Here is a 14408-nt window from a genome sequence, read left to right on the forward strand (position 1 = left end):
AGTCAGTATATCCATTTTACCTCTGTCTTCCAAATTAAAGAATTTCTAAAAGAGATTAGCTCAGAGAAATTATCCGCATTTCACGAACCTACTCACATTGAGGTATCCCAGGTTGCACCTGGTTTTACAGCTTTTGCGGAATTGCAGAATCCCAAAATAGTCTCAATAAGCAAAAGGATCCCCTGTCCAATAGAGGAGGTCAGAGCTTCTTCATTAAACCAACAATGCAGCGCCGGAGGTTGATACGTGGCTTTTTATTTGGCCAAAGAAACTGATTTTCAGTGCGTTAGTGAATTCTTCGCTAAGAGCTCGAAGCACTAATGATCAAAGAAATCATATAGCAAACATAAACCAGTACCAAAATTCCCCCATGCCAACGGGCAAGTCTTTTCTTATTGTAATAATTGATCCACAAGAGGACTAAGGTAGTAATGAACATAGCTGGAATGTCACGCCATAAAACCGCATGACTAATTGCAGCAGGGTGAATAAGGCTTGGGAATATCATTACAGCAAGTAAGTTAAACATATTTGAGCCAAGAATATTGCCTATGGCAATATCATCAGCACCTTTCGCTGCCGCAACCACTGAAGTAACAAGTTCGGGTAAACAAGTTCCAATAGCGACAATGGTTAATCCCATGAATAAATCACTTACTCCGAGCCAATGCCCAAGTGCGATACAGCTATTCACTAAATAGCGGGAACTGATCGGTAAAACAATAATACCTAAAATAAGACTGGCGAGATGCAGTTTGAAAGATCGTTTACGCAAACTAGCATTTTTGAACTCGACGGTGAGCTGTCTTTGGGAACGGTGTTGTCGAGTCATAAAAATAAAATAAAGGATTAAGGCAACACAAGCTAATAGAAACAGGCAACCATCCAAAACATTGAGATAACCATTCAACATGATTGAATAGGTAAACAACATAACTAAAAAAAGCAAGGGAAATTCGCGATGAAAAAGAGTAGGTTGTACTTTCAACGGTTTTAGTAAGGCTGTTAAACCCAAAACTAAACCAATATTGGCAATATTAGTTCCAATGGCGTTACCAATAGCGATATCATTGAAGCCCTCCAGAGAAGCACTAATAGCTACCATAATTTCAGGTGTGGATGTGCCAAGAGCTACTAAAGTTAAGCCTACCAAAAGTGGAGGAAGATTATAATGTAGAGCAACGCCTGAAGCACCTGAAACAAGATGATTCGCAGCCCACAATAAGGCAATTAGACTTAATATAAGAGTGATTATAATCATAATGCCCAAATCTCTAATAAATAATAGAGTAGGATAATACTGGATTTAGCTTTTAATACAACAAAAAAACTAGAGGTGTTGATTCCAGCTCAAGTCAGTGAATTGTGTAAAACGCCTTAAGGTTTACTTAATGTGCAAATTATTTACAATTTGTGCTCGATGTAGTATCATTTAGACAGTGCTGTATTCGGAGTTTAATATGCCTAGATTTGAGCGAGGACTGTTACCAGCTGTAGCTGATAAGTCCAATGTAGCCCGTGTTTTTCCTGGTGTTCGTGGCCAATTACGTAAAGAAATTAATGTTAGCAAAGAAGATGGGGAACAAATAACCCTCGATAAAAAGGCAAAGGTTATTATTCAACCAATAAACTTCGATAAACCCGATGAACCTCAACGATTTAAATTAACCCATTACAAAGATAATACAGAGTCAGCCGACAGTACTCTGCCAGAAAGTCAGAATGATATCATTATTCTAGGAAGCTACGAGTTTACTGCTGATCGCAAACCATCCAAATATTTTAAATTTACAGAGCACTATGAGCGTCGTGATGAGCCTCTCTTTAAGGATGGTTCGCCAACTATAGATGAAATTAGTCAAGGCCAAATTCCTGATTGCTTCTTACTTGCCGCTGTTCAATCCATTTTAAATCATCCTGAAGGAGAAGCTTTTATTCGGGGCATGATGAGACAGAACGAAGATGGAACAGTGACAGTTCGATTATTTGACTCAGAAACTTTAGAACCTGTTTACATCACAGTAAGTGCTGCAGTTTTAGCGAATCGAGCAGGATCATTAAGTCATCATAAGGCTTTATGGGTGTATGTTTTGGAAAACGCTTATGCGGCTAGGGCAAAGGATTCCGCAAATAAGCAAGTTGATGCTTCGATAGCTACTGTTTTCAGCGGGGGTGGTCATTCCTCAACTGCCTTTAAAGTATTAACAGGTTTAAATGCCCAGCATCAATCTACTGCCCAAAGAGTATCGCCTGTCTGCGAAGTGACCAAGTTTTTAAGTGCTGATGATTTTGATTTTTTTAAAGATCTAGTGAATAAAGATTCGCCAATAAGAAACAGGATGATTTATTCTGTTTTACTTAACTATTTGCCTAAGATTAGCAAGATTTACGAAGGGGCTGGGGCGCCATCAGCTAAAGCAGAGGAGTTTAGAAACGACAAGGATGGACAACGAGGTATTGCTGACCTCATTAAGGAGGAGTCTAACCCAGATCAAGCCCTTTCTGCTTTTTACGGGTATTATACTTACTTGTCATTCTATCTGAAGCATAAAGGCGAATGCGATCGTATTTTTAGTTCAGATAAAAAGGAAACAGACAAACTACTTGATTTAATTGAATTTGCTGCAAAGAATGATGAGGATGCAGTTGCTCCTTTCTTACAGCGTTATTTCAACCACATAAGTGTTCCAGTTGCAGAGCACCAAGTTCATGGTACAGCTCCGGCGTTTTCCGGCTACTACCAAAAAGAACAATATGAGCAATTTCAGGCTATTAAACAAGCTTTAGCGGAAGGCAAGCTTGTTGCTGCGGGAACGAATGCGAAGTTTAGTGAAGATGTCCCAGGGGTGCGTAATCGCCATGCTTATACTGTACTAGACGTAGAAGAGAGGAAAGTTACTGGTGAAGATGAAGAGCGTACTATCTGCTATTTAAAGTTGCGTAACCCCTGGGGAACAACCGGAAGGGTTTATCAGCAAAAAGAAGGAACCTTCGATTTTGAGGCGCTTGAGGAAGCTGGCGCAGATACATTTGAAATCGAATTAACGGATTTTTACAAATATTTTTCTAGTTTTTACATCAGTGATTCTGCCAATGAGAGATTTGCTTATAATCAAGAAAGAGAAATACTATATGGTGAAATTCATTCCGCTCTGACTAATTTAAAAATTGGTCCTGATTCAACACTCGATAATTTAGCTGATTTTAATGAGCAATATAAAAAATGCTATGGGCAATTAATTAAATTAGAATTAATGCATCTTGATAAAGTAGATCCTGCCATAAGCCAGTCTGTCGAGGATATTTTCGCACATGGGTACGAAGCTGAGCTTGAGGAGCGTGCAGTAAAAGGATTGCTTGCCGATGTTCCAATGGATTTTTATGCAGGGGATGAAGAGAGTAAAAAGGATTATTTATTCTCGCTACTCAAATTACGCTGGTTAATGAAACAAGAAAGTCCAGATCCTGTATTACTGGCTGAGGTAAAAGATAAGGTGATTAAACAGGCTAATTTTGATATTTATCAGATATTAGCTGCAAAAAAAATGATTGCGGATCTTGTTGCTAGCGGCTTTGCAAGAGCTTGCCTCAATGAGCTTAAAGAATTTAACGAATTGTTTGAAAAAACTACGAGGGATATGCAAGCTGCCGATCTTCGTCATGCGAAGGAGGATAAGCTTTCAGAATGGACGGCTAACCTTTTAAGCATGGAGAGAATAGCATTCGATATTACTACACGAAATGCTGTGTTGCGAAATTTAGGTACCCCTATCTCTGATGAGGAATTTGAAAAATTAAACAGAGATTTAAATAAAATCAAAGGGGAACTAGAGGCTGTTAATAACATTTCTGCGCTTTCGGAAGAGTTAAAATTAGCAGAAGAGCAAATAATCGCTCGAGCTACTGAAGCATGTGAGAACGATCGGTTGCCTGAGAAAGAAAAAGACCGGATCATTCAGGTTGCTCATGAGCTAAGGGAGAATCCTAAATCACAAGAAGCCATGAAGAAGTTGGCCGAAGATTACTCTACATCCGAAAATAAAGAGAAGCAGGAATTAGGCGAAGAAATGTCAACCATGGCTTCTCTTGGACAACAACTCGTTCAATTTTGGGAAATTTTAAAAGCGCTAGTAGGAAGAGCTCGCAGAATGGTGTTTTTTGTGCAAGACTATGAGGTTGGTCCTAAACCAACTTACTCTAGTTCTGAAGAATATTTATCATTAGAGGACGATTCTAACGAGGACGACGTGCCGTTACCTCCTTTCTCATGATGTTTAGCTTGTGTGTGCTTTAAGGTAAAGATAATCACCTTGCTAAACAGGTTGTAAGTGATTTAAATGATGTTTAGCAAACAATATTATCTTTTTAGAAATGCGGCTTTTAGGCATTTCACTCTAAGCTGTGCCTTAGCCATGTTCGGCAATGGCCTAACGTACGTTATTATGGTTTGGGCACTGATGCGTTTTGATGCGTCAGTGGTCTCAACTGCGATACTCATGGCTTGTTTTTGGCTTCCTAATGTTTTGTTTGGCCCTTTTCTTGGGGTAGTGGCAGATCGTTGCAATCGCAAATTTTTATTGCTTTTTACCAATGGCCTACGCGCGGTCTGTTTATTTGGTTTTGCGATTATTGCGTATCATAACCAAATTAGTCCTTTGGCTATCTATTTTTTAGCCACTTTGCTGGGGACTTTATTGGCTGCATATATTCCCGTGGCCATGACCTTTGTGCGTGAAATTGTGGATACGGAAGATGATTTACTCTATGCCAATGCCATGATTGATACGGCTTATGAAATAGGAGCCGTATTGGGAATGGGGGGTGCCGGATTAATTCTAGCTGGGACTTCTTTTGCGACTTGTTTTATCATCAATGCATTCACTTACTTGTTGGCCACTGCGCTAATTTGGCGGATTTCCTATCGATCGGTTCGTCAAAAAAAGGAAGTGCGTGAGCCATTTTTTCACCAATTCATCCAAGGAGGACGCTATATTATTGAACGCGTTCCAGTGTTGCTGATTTATTTAATTCAAGGGTTGTTTTTTATTTGCTATATGACGGCGCCTGTTTTGCTCGCCCCTTTTGCAAAATCAGTGTTACATAGTTCGGTGGCACAGTTCGGATGGCTGGAAGCGATGCTATCAGCCGGTATTGTTGTGGGTGGATTTTTAAGTCCTTGGTTAGCAGATCGGTTCTCACTTATTCGCGTCATTTTCGCGCAAGTGATCATAGGAATAATAGCTTTTTACTTATTTAGCCATACCCAAGATGTATTATGGGCAATTTTTTATCATTTTTTCATTGGTTTTGCTTTTTCTTCTTGGGCATTGCTGACGACGTTAGCGCAGGAAATAACCGAGCTTGACTATCAAGGTAGAGTGCAATCCTTGTTTAATTCTGTATCAGGGACAGTTATCATTGTGTTTTATTATGTTTTAGCTCAATGGAAAAATGCACCTGTAACGCAATTATATCTAGGTGAAATTTGTTTATTGCTCATCGCAGGGGGATTGCTGTTTTTAATGGCAGCTAATAACCGCCGCCAAGACGATGAGCTGGAAGCTGCAATGTAAAATTAGCGTTTGTGTGATGAATTACCAAGCGCGAAAAAATAATTAAGAATTTTACTCACTGGTTTTGCTAGCCCTAACTGGTTGATATCAGTTGCTTTAAACCATTTTCCTGGTGGTTCTTCGATCAAAAATTGGTTTTCCACAGTTTGAAAAGCGAGTGCTTTAATTTCGAGGTGGAAATGGCTGAAGGTATGCCTCATGTTTAACAATTCTTGCCTATTGACACTCGTCATTGCATATGTTTTTTCAATATATTCTTTAGGGCAGTGATCCAAATCGATGGCAGGCATGCACCAAAGGCCGCCCCAAATGCCTGTAGGAGGTCTCCTTTCAAGGTAAATTTCTTTTTCGTGATTGTAGAGCAATAGAAATTGCTGCTGCTTTACAGGCAGTGTTTTTTTTATTTTTTTGTGTGGGTAAAGGGATACCTTATCTTGAAGTTTTGCTAAGCAAGTCTTGTTTAAAGGACAGTTAGCGCAGTTGGGGTTTCTAGAAGTACAACAAGTTGCTCCTAAATCCATTATCGCTTGTGTATAATCCGCACAGCGCTCCCTTGACATACATTGTGCAGCTAATCGCCATAGTTCTCGTTTAACTGTGTTTTGTTCAGGCCAACCATCCACCAAAAAATAACGGCAGAGAACCCGTTTAACATTGCCATCCAATATAGGTGTCGCCTGTGCAAAAGCTTGTGAAGCAATTGCTGCTGCAGTGGAAGGGCCGATTCCTGGTAAATTCTTAAGGTTGGTCAAATCAGATGGGAATTCCCCCCGATATTGTTCACAAATAATTTTCGCTGTTTTATGAATATTTCTTGCGCGGCTGTAATAGCCTAGCCCAGACCAAAGCGCTAAAACCCCATCTTCGTCAGCACGGGCGAGTTGCCAAATGTCGGGAAAATGATCGATAAAACGTTCGAAATAGGGGATGACGGTTTTAACTTGTGTCTGTTGGAGCATGATTTCAGAAATCCATACTCGATAAGCAGTGCGTGGATGTTGCCATGGTAAATCTTTACGGCCATGGATATCAAACCACCTGAGCAAAGGTGTAGTGAATTGCTCTTGGATCATAGCGCGGGTGGTTTCACTGTAGTTAAGATAGTTTTCACTGTTTCCTCAAGTTTTTTAACTGGTTTGGTCAAAGTATCTTGAATCCATGCTTGAGTAAGCACAGGGTTAATTTTTTGTAGATCAGGCAAGACGGTTGGCTCGGTTAAAGTCCCCTTAATTAGGATTGGAAAACCACCGCCAAGCAACTGCTGAATTTTATCGATTTGGCTGTCTTGCAAAACAACTTTTGCTAGCAAACGGCCATCTATATCATTATTCCTTAAATCCAGGTTTCCTTCGCCTTTTAATTGTAATTTATCAGTTTGAAGAACTAAGGAATTACTCGTCAATTTTTCATTTTGCAAGAGGTATCGGAAAGTGAGTAATTTAAAATTTGTGCTTCCTTTGAAAAATTCAGGATTATTAAATTGACCTAATTCGAGAATTTGTTGTCCATTATTGGTCTTTTTAGTTAAGAGGAGCGTATTAACTTTATTGCTGGTTCCCTCAATCACTTTATCTAAATTGATTGCTTCCATTGTCCCTTCTTTAATTGTTAGGTTTCCTCTTCCATTGAAGCTGTCTTGCCAATTAGGATTTTGCAAATTTGCTTGGGCATGAATAGAGAAGTCCAAGCTGCCTTTAAACAAGATTTTATTAAATAAATCATGACCTAATTTTGCGCTATCTAAATTGGTGGCAGTTTGATTTAGAATCAATTTTTTGCTTGCAAACTCATAATGAAGATCGCCAACAGACTCACCGTTGTACAAGTCGAAAGTTAAGGGATTTAAAAGCAATACACCAGGTTTTGTTTTGGTTCGGGCACTAATCTTAGTTACTTTAAAATGCTTTAATTTTGTGTTTTGTAGGGATAATTGTCCGTCTAAAGGCATGTTTTGAAGCGCGATCAAAGGGTTGCTAAATAATGAGGGTGCCAGGCTTGTTCTTCCTTTAAAATTAATATGTGTTTTAAACAATTTTTCTTTTGCAGCATTCACCTCAAGAGTGGTCTTAAATTGCAATGGGAACGCTGTCCGCTGAAAATTAAATTGTTCAGCCCCTATCTGTAAACCTGAGAGGGTGACTAGCTTTTGATTTTCTTGGATGACGATTTGTCCATGACTTAGTAAAAACCGCTCAATCGCAAATTGATCAGCGAGGCTTGTTTTTTCTTCATTTTTTCCTTTCAGTCTTACCGATTTTAGCGAAGGCGAAAGCGCCTCAGGATTGATATGGATTTTAAATCCATCCACATTGAGTTCGTTAAAAACCAATTTTCCACGTAATAATGGTGTGATTTTTAAGTTAAACAGTAGATTTTCTAATTTTGCTGAATAATTTGCTTGATTATCCTCATTACCGATTTGTATTTGGGTAATTCTAATTCCTGGTCTCGGGAATATCTGCCAAGAGATTTCGCCATTAACTTTACTTTCTTGCTGTGTCAAAGTGCTCAGCTGCGCGCTAACGTAGTCTTTAACAATTTCTGGATTGATTGTTTTTGCAAGAGTCCAGAGGGCGATCGTAGCAATGACGAGAGTGATCAAGGTGCCAGCCAGCAGTCTCTTAAGAATTTTCATGATGTGAACAACAGCAAGATAAATTGAACAAGAATATAGATAACCAGCATTATGTCAAGTCAGATGCTCTTATTTTGCCTAGTATAAACCCTATCTATTGGAAAGATCGTTAGTTTTTTTTGTCAAGAAATTTATCTGATTAAAAATATAAAAAAGTCTCTTGCCATTACTTTTAGGGAGAGTTAACCTGATAGCCTTCCCTTGAAAAAGCAGGGGAAAAAGACGTTGATTTTACTTTCAGTAGTACTCAGGATGAGTCAATAAAATCAAGGAGCGCGTCATGCAATCGAGTCAATGGGAAATTATTATTCTCAAGCCTACACGTGTGTTTTTGTCTTTCCTCGCATCGCAATTGCCCGACGTTGAGTTACCCGAATTACGCTTATTGCAAGTGGATAATACCGCTTATGTCATCAATAAATATGATAATGATGAAGACACACTCAATGAGATTGAAAACCATTTTGCGGCAATGTTTCGGCATGAGATTCGTCGATGGTTAGGTGAAAAGGCAAATAATAACATTGAGGGCACTTTTCTCGATTTTCTGTGTTGTTTTAAATTTGAGCTACATTCTCACATCGTCTTGATGGAGTCTTCATTAAGCCAAGGACGGCAATTATTACGAGTGAAACCCCGTTCAGTTTTACTTAAGTGGTTAAAATCAGCGGTAGAAGAGCGGGCTGAATTTGCGGATGTGCTAGAGCGTATCAATCTATCTCATCTCGCGGAGAACGCCACGGTTGTTGTGAAAAATTTCAGTAATTTGACAGATATTGAACCCTTCCTTAACCACCACTACCCCCTTATATTTGAAGCAGAAATGTCGCGTATGTGTGATAAAGCAGAGGAGTGGCCTTTGGTGGATTCATATCAAACATTTAAGCGTTACTTTTCGATAGAAACCCATACTCAATTAATTCATTTGCACTGAGGATTGGCTTAGCTAATCCAGGTGCTTTTGAATGTTGTCGTCACCTTTTTTAACCAATAAAAAAAAACGAATTTGTCAAAGTTGATTGATTAAAATATAATCACACTTCATAAATGGTTATTGTCATAGTTTAAGCTTGCCTATAGCAAGCCCCAATTAATGATATGCGTGATATGGAGTGTAAAATGAAAATGAAAGGGTTAATTTCACTTTTAATATATTGTGCCAGTTTTGTGGTTATACCTGCTCATAGCGCGGTACTTGATGAATTGCTGCCCGATGAAAGGAATACAGTTGAGATATTTCAGAAATTTTCTCCCAAAGTGGTGTATGTTCACCGTTTGACCACAGTTCTCAATAACTCTTTTGAGCGCATGCAAGTACCTGCTGGCACAGGCTCTGGAATTATTTGGGATGATCAAGGCCACATAGTAACCAACTATCATGTAATAGAAGGGGCTGATAATTTGGCGGTAGGTATCGGAAGCATGACAGTTCCAGTTAAAGTCATCGGTTCTGAACCCCGCAAAGATATTGCTGTTTTAAAAGTTAAGTCATCAAAAGCATTGGAGATGCTCAAATCCTTTGTTCCTTTTGAACTGGCACGTACTAACGAATTATTAGTAGGACAAAAAACCATTGCGATTGGTAATCCTTTTGGACTCGATCATAGCCTATCCGTAGGTGTCATTTCAGCTCTTGGCCGCCAAGTTCCCGGGGTTGGAGGTGTAACTATACGGGACATGATCCAAACTGACACATCCATTAATCCAGGGAATTCGGGTGGTCCTCTCTTAGACAGTAAAGGCCGCTTAATTGGATTAAATACCGCTATTTATTCGAGTTCAGGTAATTCTGCGGGGGTTGGTTTCGCAGTACCAGCAGACGATATTGCACGAATAGTCCCGCAAATCATTAAGAATGGTAGGGTGGTTTTATCAGGTATTGGTATACAATGGGTTGGTCCTGCCATTTCAAAACGTTTAGGCATTACCCACGGAATTTTAATCGCTGATGTCATACCTAATACGCCAGCGGCGAAAATTGGATTACGAAGCACTTACCGCGATAGTTGGGGGCGAATCCATCTAGGCGACATTATAGTTGCTTTAAATGGACATCCAGTGAAAAACTACGACGCGCTTTATAATTTATTAACCAATATTAAAGTAGGCGAAGAGATCACACTCACGGTTTCAAGGGGTGATAAAGAAGTAAATTATAAAATGAAGACGATAGATATTGCTGCTTATTAAATAACATGCCCTTGCACCCAAGGGCATGTATGACGTTTTCTTAACAACCATATTCCCGCTGATAAGCAAGGAGGCGTTCAACATCCTGTGTCTGATTATTTTTCCGCAAATAATCAATCAAATCAAAAAGGGTAATGATGGATAATACACGAATACCCTGAGCCTCAATTTCTTTGAGGGTCGATTGATGGGTTTGGCCGCGCTCGCAGCGATCCAGTGCAATCACTACACCCGTAAGTTGGCCGCCGTTTTGTTTTATTAGGGTTTGAGACTCACGAAAAGCTGTACCTGCGGTAATGACGTCATCAATAATGATGGTACTACCATGTAAGGGGGCACCGATGAGATTACCGCCTTCACCATGGTCTTTAGCTTCCTTACGATTAAAAGTGACTGTGGTATTCACTCCAAGCTCTGCCAGTGCGATGGCTGTTGCTGTAGCTATTGGCAAGCCTTTATAGGCTGGACCAAATAGATGCTCAAAATCGATTTTATCATCGATTAATGTCTTCGCATAAAAATAACCAAGCTGGCGTAGGGCTTCCCCTTGATAAAAAAGGCCTGCATTAAAGAAGTAGGGGCTTATACGACCCGATTTCAAAGTAAATTCACCAAACTTCAATACCTGACAATCTAAGGCAAGGCGAATAAATGCTTCTTTAGAAGTGTCCATCAAATCCCCCAAAAACGATTAAATTAAAAAAAATCGTTAACAATCAACAAAAAACTGTTTATGCTAATTACATGCTTGGTGAATTCCAGCATGTGAAGTGTCCATTGTAGCGCAAAAATGATGTATTTGTGGCATCTGCTTATTGAGGTGCACACAATTTGAACTGGAATGGATGCTGGAAATGTTTTGACCTACCATTTGGGTAGAAGATAGAGTGTTGAAAGGGGATAGTGTATGTCGCAAAGAGAAACGGGCCACGTCAAGTGGTTCAATGAAAAAAAAGGATTTGGATTTATCGTTAATCAGCAAGGTGACGATATATTCGTTCATTATAAGGATATTCAGGGTGTCGGTTTTAAGACATTACACGAAAATGATCCGGTAACTTTTATTCTTGATAAAGGTCCAAAAGGATTTAAAGCGCAGGATGTAATTGTAATTACCGAACAAGAGCAACAGTAATGGTAAATGCAAGTCAGGCAACCTGCCTGACTTTGTTTTTTAGTCATAGCTCAGGTTCCCCTGTGTTAACGTCTACTCATTTTTAGGCAGAAGATGGGCATTTGCATTTTCCATTTTTCTTGACCTGCTAACGGTAGAGTCGTTATCATCCCAGCTTTATTCCAGCCAGAATGAAAGGCGGCAGTTTTTTCGTTTTGTTTGGACAACTCAAATTGGCTCTCGCATCAATGTGCTGTTAGTAAATACCAGTCATTAGCGATATAAACAGCCTATTTCTTTTTTACATCGAACGCGATCATTTGGAGGGAAATTAGGATGCAGTCCAGTCAACGGGTTGCAGTAATTACTGGGGCTGCAAGCGGGATCGGTTTGGCTTTATCTGAGATTTGCCTGCAGCAGGGTATGCATGTTGTGATGGCAGACAATGCTGTCACTGCTCTTTGCAATCAAGTTGAACAATTAAGCGATAAGGTTGAAACTGAGGTTCTAGGGGTTGTTTGCGATGTTGCTAAACCAGATAGTTTTAAGCATTTAGCTAAACAAACCTATGAACATTTTAATCGTGTTGATTGGTTATTTAACAATGCCGGTATTAGTGGCCAACTTGCGCCAATCTGGGAGTTAACGAACGAACATATTCGAAAAGTGATGGATATTAATTTGCATGGCGCAATCCACGGTATACAAGCTTTTCTCCCTCTCATGTTTCAGCAAACACATCGCTCGCATATTATCAACATGGCTAGTTTCTATGGCTTATGCAGTGGTTCACAAATGGCAGCTTATGCGATGTCTAAGCATGCACTCGTAGCCCTCTCTGAATCCCTTCATTTTGATCTTAAGCGTTTGGATAAACACGTGGATGTTTCTGTGGTTTGCCCTTCTTTTGCAAGCACATCATTACTCGCTAATTCTGCTCCTTTACACACGGATAAGTTGCATCATATGGTCGCTGATTTGATTGCACGTAGCAGACCTGCATCTGATGTTGCTGAGCATATCGTGCGCGAAGTAAAAAATAAGACTTTCTATATTTTGCCCGACCGGGAAGTAAAAGAGTACTGTACCCAACGGACAACGGCTATTATCGAACAAACTGAACCTCACCAACATAGCTTGGAAAAAATCATAGCTTCTTTAAGTAAGCGTGCTCTGAAAGAGAGCTTGGTGAATGAGTAAGTATAACCGCCTGGTATTCGCTTACTTACAGGCAGTCAGATTATCGAGTATTTAATTAATGGCAGTACAGCTTTGCCTGTCCTCTGTGTATCAAGTCAGTAAAGATATAAAGTGTTCAGCTTGACGGCTATGGCTACTTATCCTAATTATGTTTGGGGAATTGGCTAGGCTCCCGGTATGAGCTTAAAGTGATCGAACTGTTTTGCCCTTGGGGAGTGGTTTCCTCTTGTCTAGGCGCCGCTGCAGTAAAAAAGCTATCAGGTGGTATTTGAGGCCGTGTCATCGAATTCTTAGAAGTAGCTTGGCGACTGCTAAATTTGGCTGAGGCAACGGGAGCAAGTTTAGAAGGTGTTTCAAATTTTTCTATCTTTTCGGTTGATTTTTTCTCTTTATCTTTTGTATTCGATATCCGTTTATCCTTTTTATGGACTTCTTTCTCTTTTTTCTCCTTGTTTTTAGCTTGCTTAGATTTAGAGCCTTTAAGAAATCCGGGTAAAAAACCCAATAAATGTTTACTTGACACAGAAGTAGGTTTTTCCGAACTATCTGCTTTAGATGATAGAGGTTGTTGAAGGGATAGCTTTGGTTCAGGCGATAGGGTTCTGAGCCTAGCGGGTATTGTAATGGGAGATATTTTTGGGCTTGAACCAGGTACATAGTCAAGGACAAAACTCATGACTGTAGAAAGGACAAAATTTCCTCGAGCGGCTTGCTCATAATTTCTAACTCGGTTAGCTTCGGTATCGGTGGGCAAAGTTTCTTGGTATCTTTGGGATTCGATGCAGACTGCAGCCATCGTTTGCACCGTTTGACGATAATTGAAATCAATGTCGCCTATGCCTGAAATCGGTGGATAGGAAACGAATTGTATTTCTGCTTTATTGCCTAAGTTGAAGGAGGCCATATTTTCTTCAGCGAGATCCTCAGGTTGTTTAGCCAAAAGCACGCTGCCTTCCTCTTTTTCAGTTGGGGGGATGTCGATTGCTTCCATTATGGAGGGAGGGGTATTCAGTTTCTCGTTGATATGCAGAGTAGTTTTCTCCTGAAGGATTGCAGGATATGGGACAAGGTGTAATTGCTTAAGATTTCTGGGTAATAATTGCCGATTTTCAGGAATATCAAAAAAAGTGCTTAACCTGTCTAGGATTTCTTTCTTGTCATCATAAAAATAAAATTCGATCTCATCATCCGGGTGTTCAGAAGCGAGCTTATGAATTTGCGCAATCAGGAGAGACAATTTACTTTCGTCGTGTAACCAGTCCGGTGTTTGTGTTTGCTTAATTCGATCAGGATCATAAACATAGCTATCATCTTTTTCATCAGTGGTTTTGCTTCTTTTTAAAAGAGAAAGGGCAAGTTGAACGGATTGACCAGCCTCGAGGTTATTATAGAGATCGGTAAGGGTAAAACTGTCAAATATCGCCCCAATGTAATCACAAACTTTACGGATTTGCGGATAGCACGACCCATTTCTGTTGCTAAAGGCATTAACACTGTCGTCATAGATTGATTGGCGGTTAGAACCTATATAGCCATAAGTTTTAGCGTACTTATGATTTTGGGCTCTAATGAAGTCGAGAAATTCTGAATTAGCGCGAATCACATCTTTATCTTCTCCTATTCTGGATAAGGAGCCGTCAAAGTCAAATGAAATACCACGGATTAGAGCCATGAGATTACTCGTTTAGTAATAATT

The 14408-nt window shown here is 39.7% G+C and carries 11 protein-coding genes; 6 read left to right on the plus strand and 5 right to left on the minus strand.

Features of this window, described 5'->3' with window-relative positions:
- Positions 1 to 301 precede the first annotated feature (301 nt).
- Complete coding sequence (locus LMI_RS05975) at positions 302 to 1261, minus strand: calcium/sodium antiporter (RefSeq protein ID WP_045098983.1); 960 nt, start codon at positions 1259 to 1261, stop codon at positions 302 to 304.
- A 199-nt stretch (positions 1262 to 1460) separates the two neighbouring features.
- Here LMI_RS05975 and LMI_RS05980 point away from each other — a divergent pair, with 199 nt between their 5' ends.
- The gene (locus LMI_RS05980; protein ID WP_045098984.1) at positions 1461 to 4271 is read left to right on the plus strand and encodes a C2 family cysteine protease; all 2811 of its coding nucleotides are present in this window, start codon (positions 1461 to 1463) and stop codon (positions 4269 to 4271) included.
- A 66-nt stretch (positions 4272 to 4337) separates the two neighbouring features.
- Positions 4338 to 5573: an MFS transporter gene (locus tag LMI_RS05985; protein ID WP_045098985.1), complete on the plus strand. Its 1236-nt coding sequence runs from the start codon at positions 4338 to 4340 to the stop codon at positions 5571 to 5573.
- A gap of 2 nt (positions 5574 to 5575) precedes the next feature.
- Here the strand turns inward: LMI_RS05985 and mutY are convergent, their stop codons facing one another.
- Both mutY and LMI_RS05995 read right to left on the minus strand, forming a co-directional pair.
- Positions 5576 to 6646 (minus strand): A/G-specific adenine glycosylase, encoded by a 1071-nt coding sequence (mutY, locus tag LMI_RS05990; protein ID WP_045098986.1) that lies wholly within the window; start codon positions 6644 to 6646, stop codon positions 5576 to 5578.
- Positions 6643 to 8208, minus strand: a complete 1566-nt coding sequence (locus tag LMI_RS05995; protein ID WP_045098987.1) for an AsmA family protein — start codon at positions 8206 to 8208, stop codon at positions 6643 to 6645. Before LMI_RS05995 ends, mutY begins: the two co-directional genes overlap by 4 nt.
- Positions 8209 to 8488: 280 nt before the next feature.
- Between LMI_RS05995 and LMI_RS06000 the strand changes: the two genes are divergently transcribed.
- A complete protein-coding gene (locus LMI_RS06000) occupies positions 8489 to 9142 on the plus strand; it encodes a hypothetical protein (protein WP_045098988.1) in 654 nt (217 codons plus the stop codon).
- A gap of 191 nt (positions 9143 to 9333) precedes the next feature.
- Positions 9334 to 10398 (plus strand): S1C family serine protease, encoded by a 1065-nt coding sequence (locus tag LMI_RS06005; protein WP_416419559.1) that lies wholly within the window; start codon positions 9334 to 9336, stop codon positions 10396 to 10398.
- Positions 10399 to 10438: 40 nt separating this feature from the next.
- Here LMI_RS06005 and pyrE read toward each other — a convergent pair whose 3' ends face one another.
- On the minus strand, positions 10439 to 11071 hold the full coding sequence (gene pyrE, locus LMI_RS06010; RefSeq protein WP_045098990.1) for an orotate phosphoribosyltransferase: 633 nt from the start codon (positions 11069 to 11071) through the stop codon (positions 10439 to 10441).
- 234 nt (positions 11072 to 11305) lie between these two features.
- Here pyrE and LMI_RS06015 point away from each other — a divergent pair, with 234 nt between their 5' ends.
- Together LMI_RS06015 and LMI_RS06020 are read left to right on the plus strand one after the other, a co-directional pair.
- Positions 11306 to 11533 carry a cold-shock protein gene (locus LMI_RS06015; protein ID WP_045098991.1) on the plus strand — a complete coding sequence of 76 codons (228 nt, stop codon included), beginning with the start codon at positions 11306 to 11308 and terminating at the stop codon, positions 11531 to 11533.
- A 315-nt stretch (positions 11534 to 11848) separates the two neighbouring features.
- Positions 11849 to 12712 carry an SDR family NAD(P)-dependent oxidoreductase gene (locus LMI_RS06020; RefSeq protein ID WP_045098992.1) on the plus strand — a complete coding sequence of 288 codons (864 nt, stop codon included), beginning with the start codon at positions 11849 to 11851 and terminating at the stop codon, positions 12710 to 12712.
- A gap of 142 nt (positions 12713 to 12854) precedes the next feature.
- On the opposite strand, the gene LMI_RS14850 is transcribed toward LMI_RS06020, so the two are convergent.
- A complete protein-coding gene (locus LMI_RS14850; RefSeq protein WP_052679469.1) occupies positions 12855 to 14384 on the minus strand; it encodes a hypothetical protein in 1530 nt (509 codons plus the stop codon).
- Positions 14385 to 14408 lie beyond the last annotated feature (24 nt).

The organism is Legionella micdadei, assembly GCF_000953635.1.
GTDB classification, from domain to species: domain Bacteria; phylum Pseudomonadota; class Gammaproteobacteria; order Legionellales; family Legionellaceae; genus Tatlockia; species Tatlockia micdadei.

Excerpts from the sequence above, each read along its gene's own strand:
- LMI_RS14850 (WP_052679469.1), bottom strand. The coding sequence starts at position 14,384 with ATGGCTCTAATCCGTGGTATTTCATTTGACTTTGACGGCTCCTTATCC.
- LMI_RS06020 (WP_045098992.1), top strand. The coding sequence starts at position 11,849 with ATGCAGTCCAGTCAACGGGTTGCAGTAATTACTGGGGCTGCAAGCGGG.
- LMI_RS06000 (WP_045098988.1), top strand. The coding sequence starts at position 8,489 with ATGCAATCGAGTCAATGGGAAATTATTATTCTCAAGCCTACACGTGTG.
- LMI_RS05995 (WP_045098987.1), bottom strand. The coding sequence starts at position 8,208 with ATGAAAATTCTTAAGAGACTGCTGGCTGGCACCTTGATCACTCTCGTC.
- pyrE (WP_045098990.1), bottom strand. The coding sequence starts at position 11,071 with ATGGACACTTCTAAAGAAGCATTTATTCGCCTTGCCTTAGATTGTCAG.
- mutY (WP_045098986.1), bottom strand. The coding sequence starts at position 6,646 with ATGATCCAAGAGCAATTCACTACACCTTTGCTCAGGTGGTTTGATATC.
- LMI_RS06005 (WP_416419559.1), top strand. The coding sequence starts at position 9,334 with ATGAAAGGGTTAATTTCACTTTTAATATATTGTGCCAGTTTTGTGGTT.
- LMI_RS05975 (WP_045098983.1), bottom strand. The coding sequence starts at position 1,261 with ATGATTATAATCACTCTTATATTAAGTCTAATTGCCTTATTGTGGGCT.
- LMI_RS06015 (WP_045098991.1), top strand. The coding sequence starts at position 11,306 with ATGTCGCAAAGAGAAACGGGCCACGTCAAGTGGTTCAATGAAAAAAAA.
- LMI_RS05980 (WP_045098984.1), top strand. The coding sequence starts at position 1,461 with ATGCCTAGATTTGAGCGAGGACTGTTACCAGCTGTAGCTGATAAGTCC.
- LMI_RS05985 (WP_045098985.1), top strand. The coding sequence starts at position 4,338 with ATGATGTTTAGCAAACAATATTATCTTTTTAGAAATGCGGCTTTTAGG.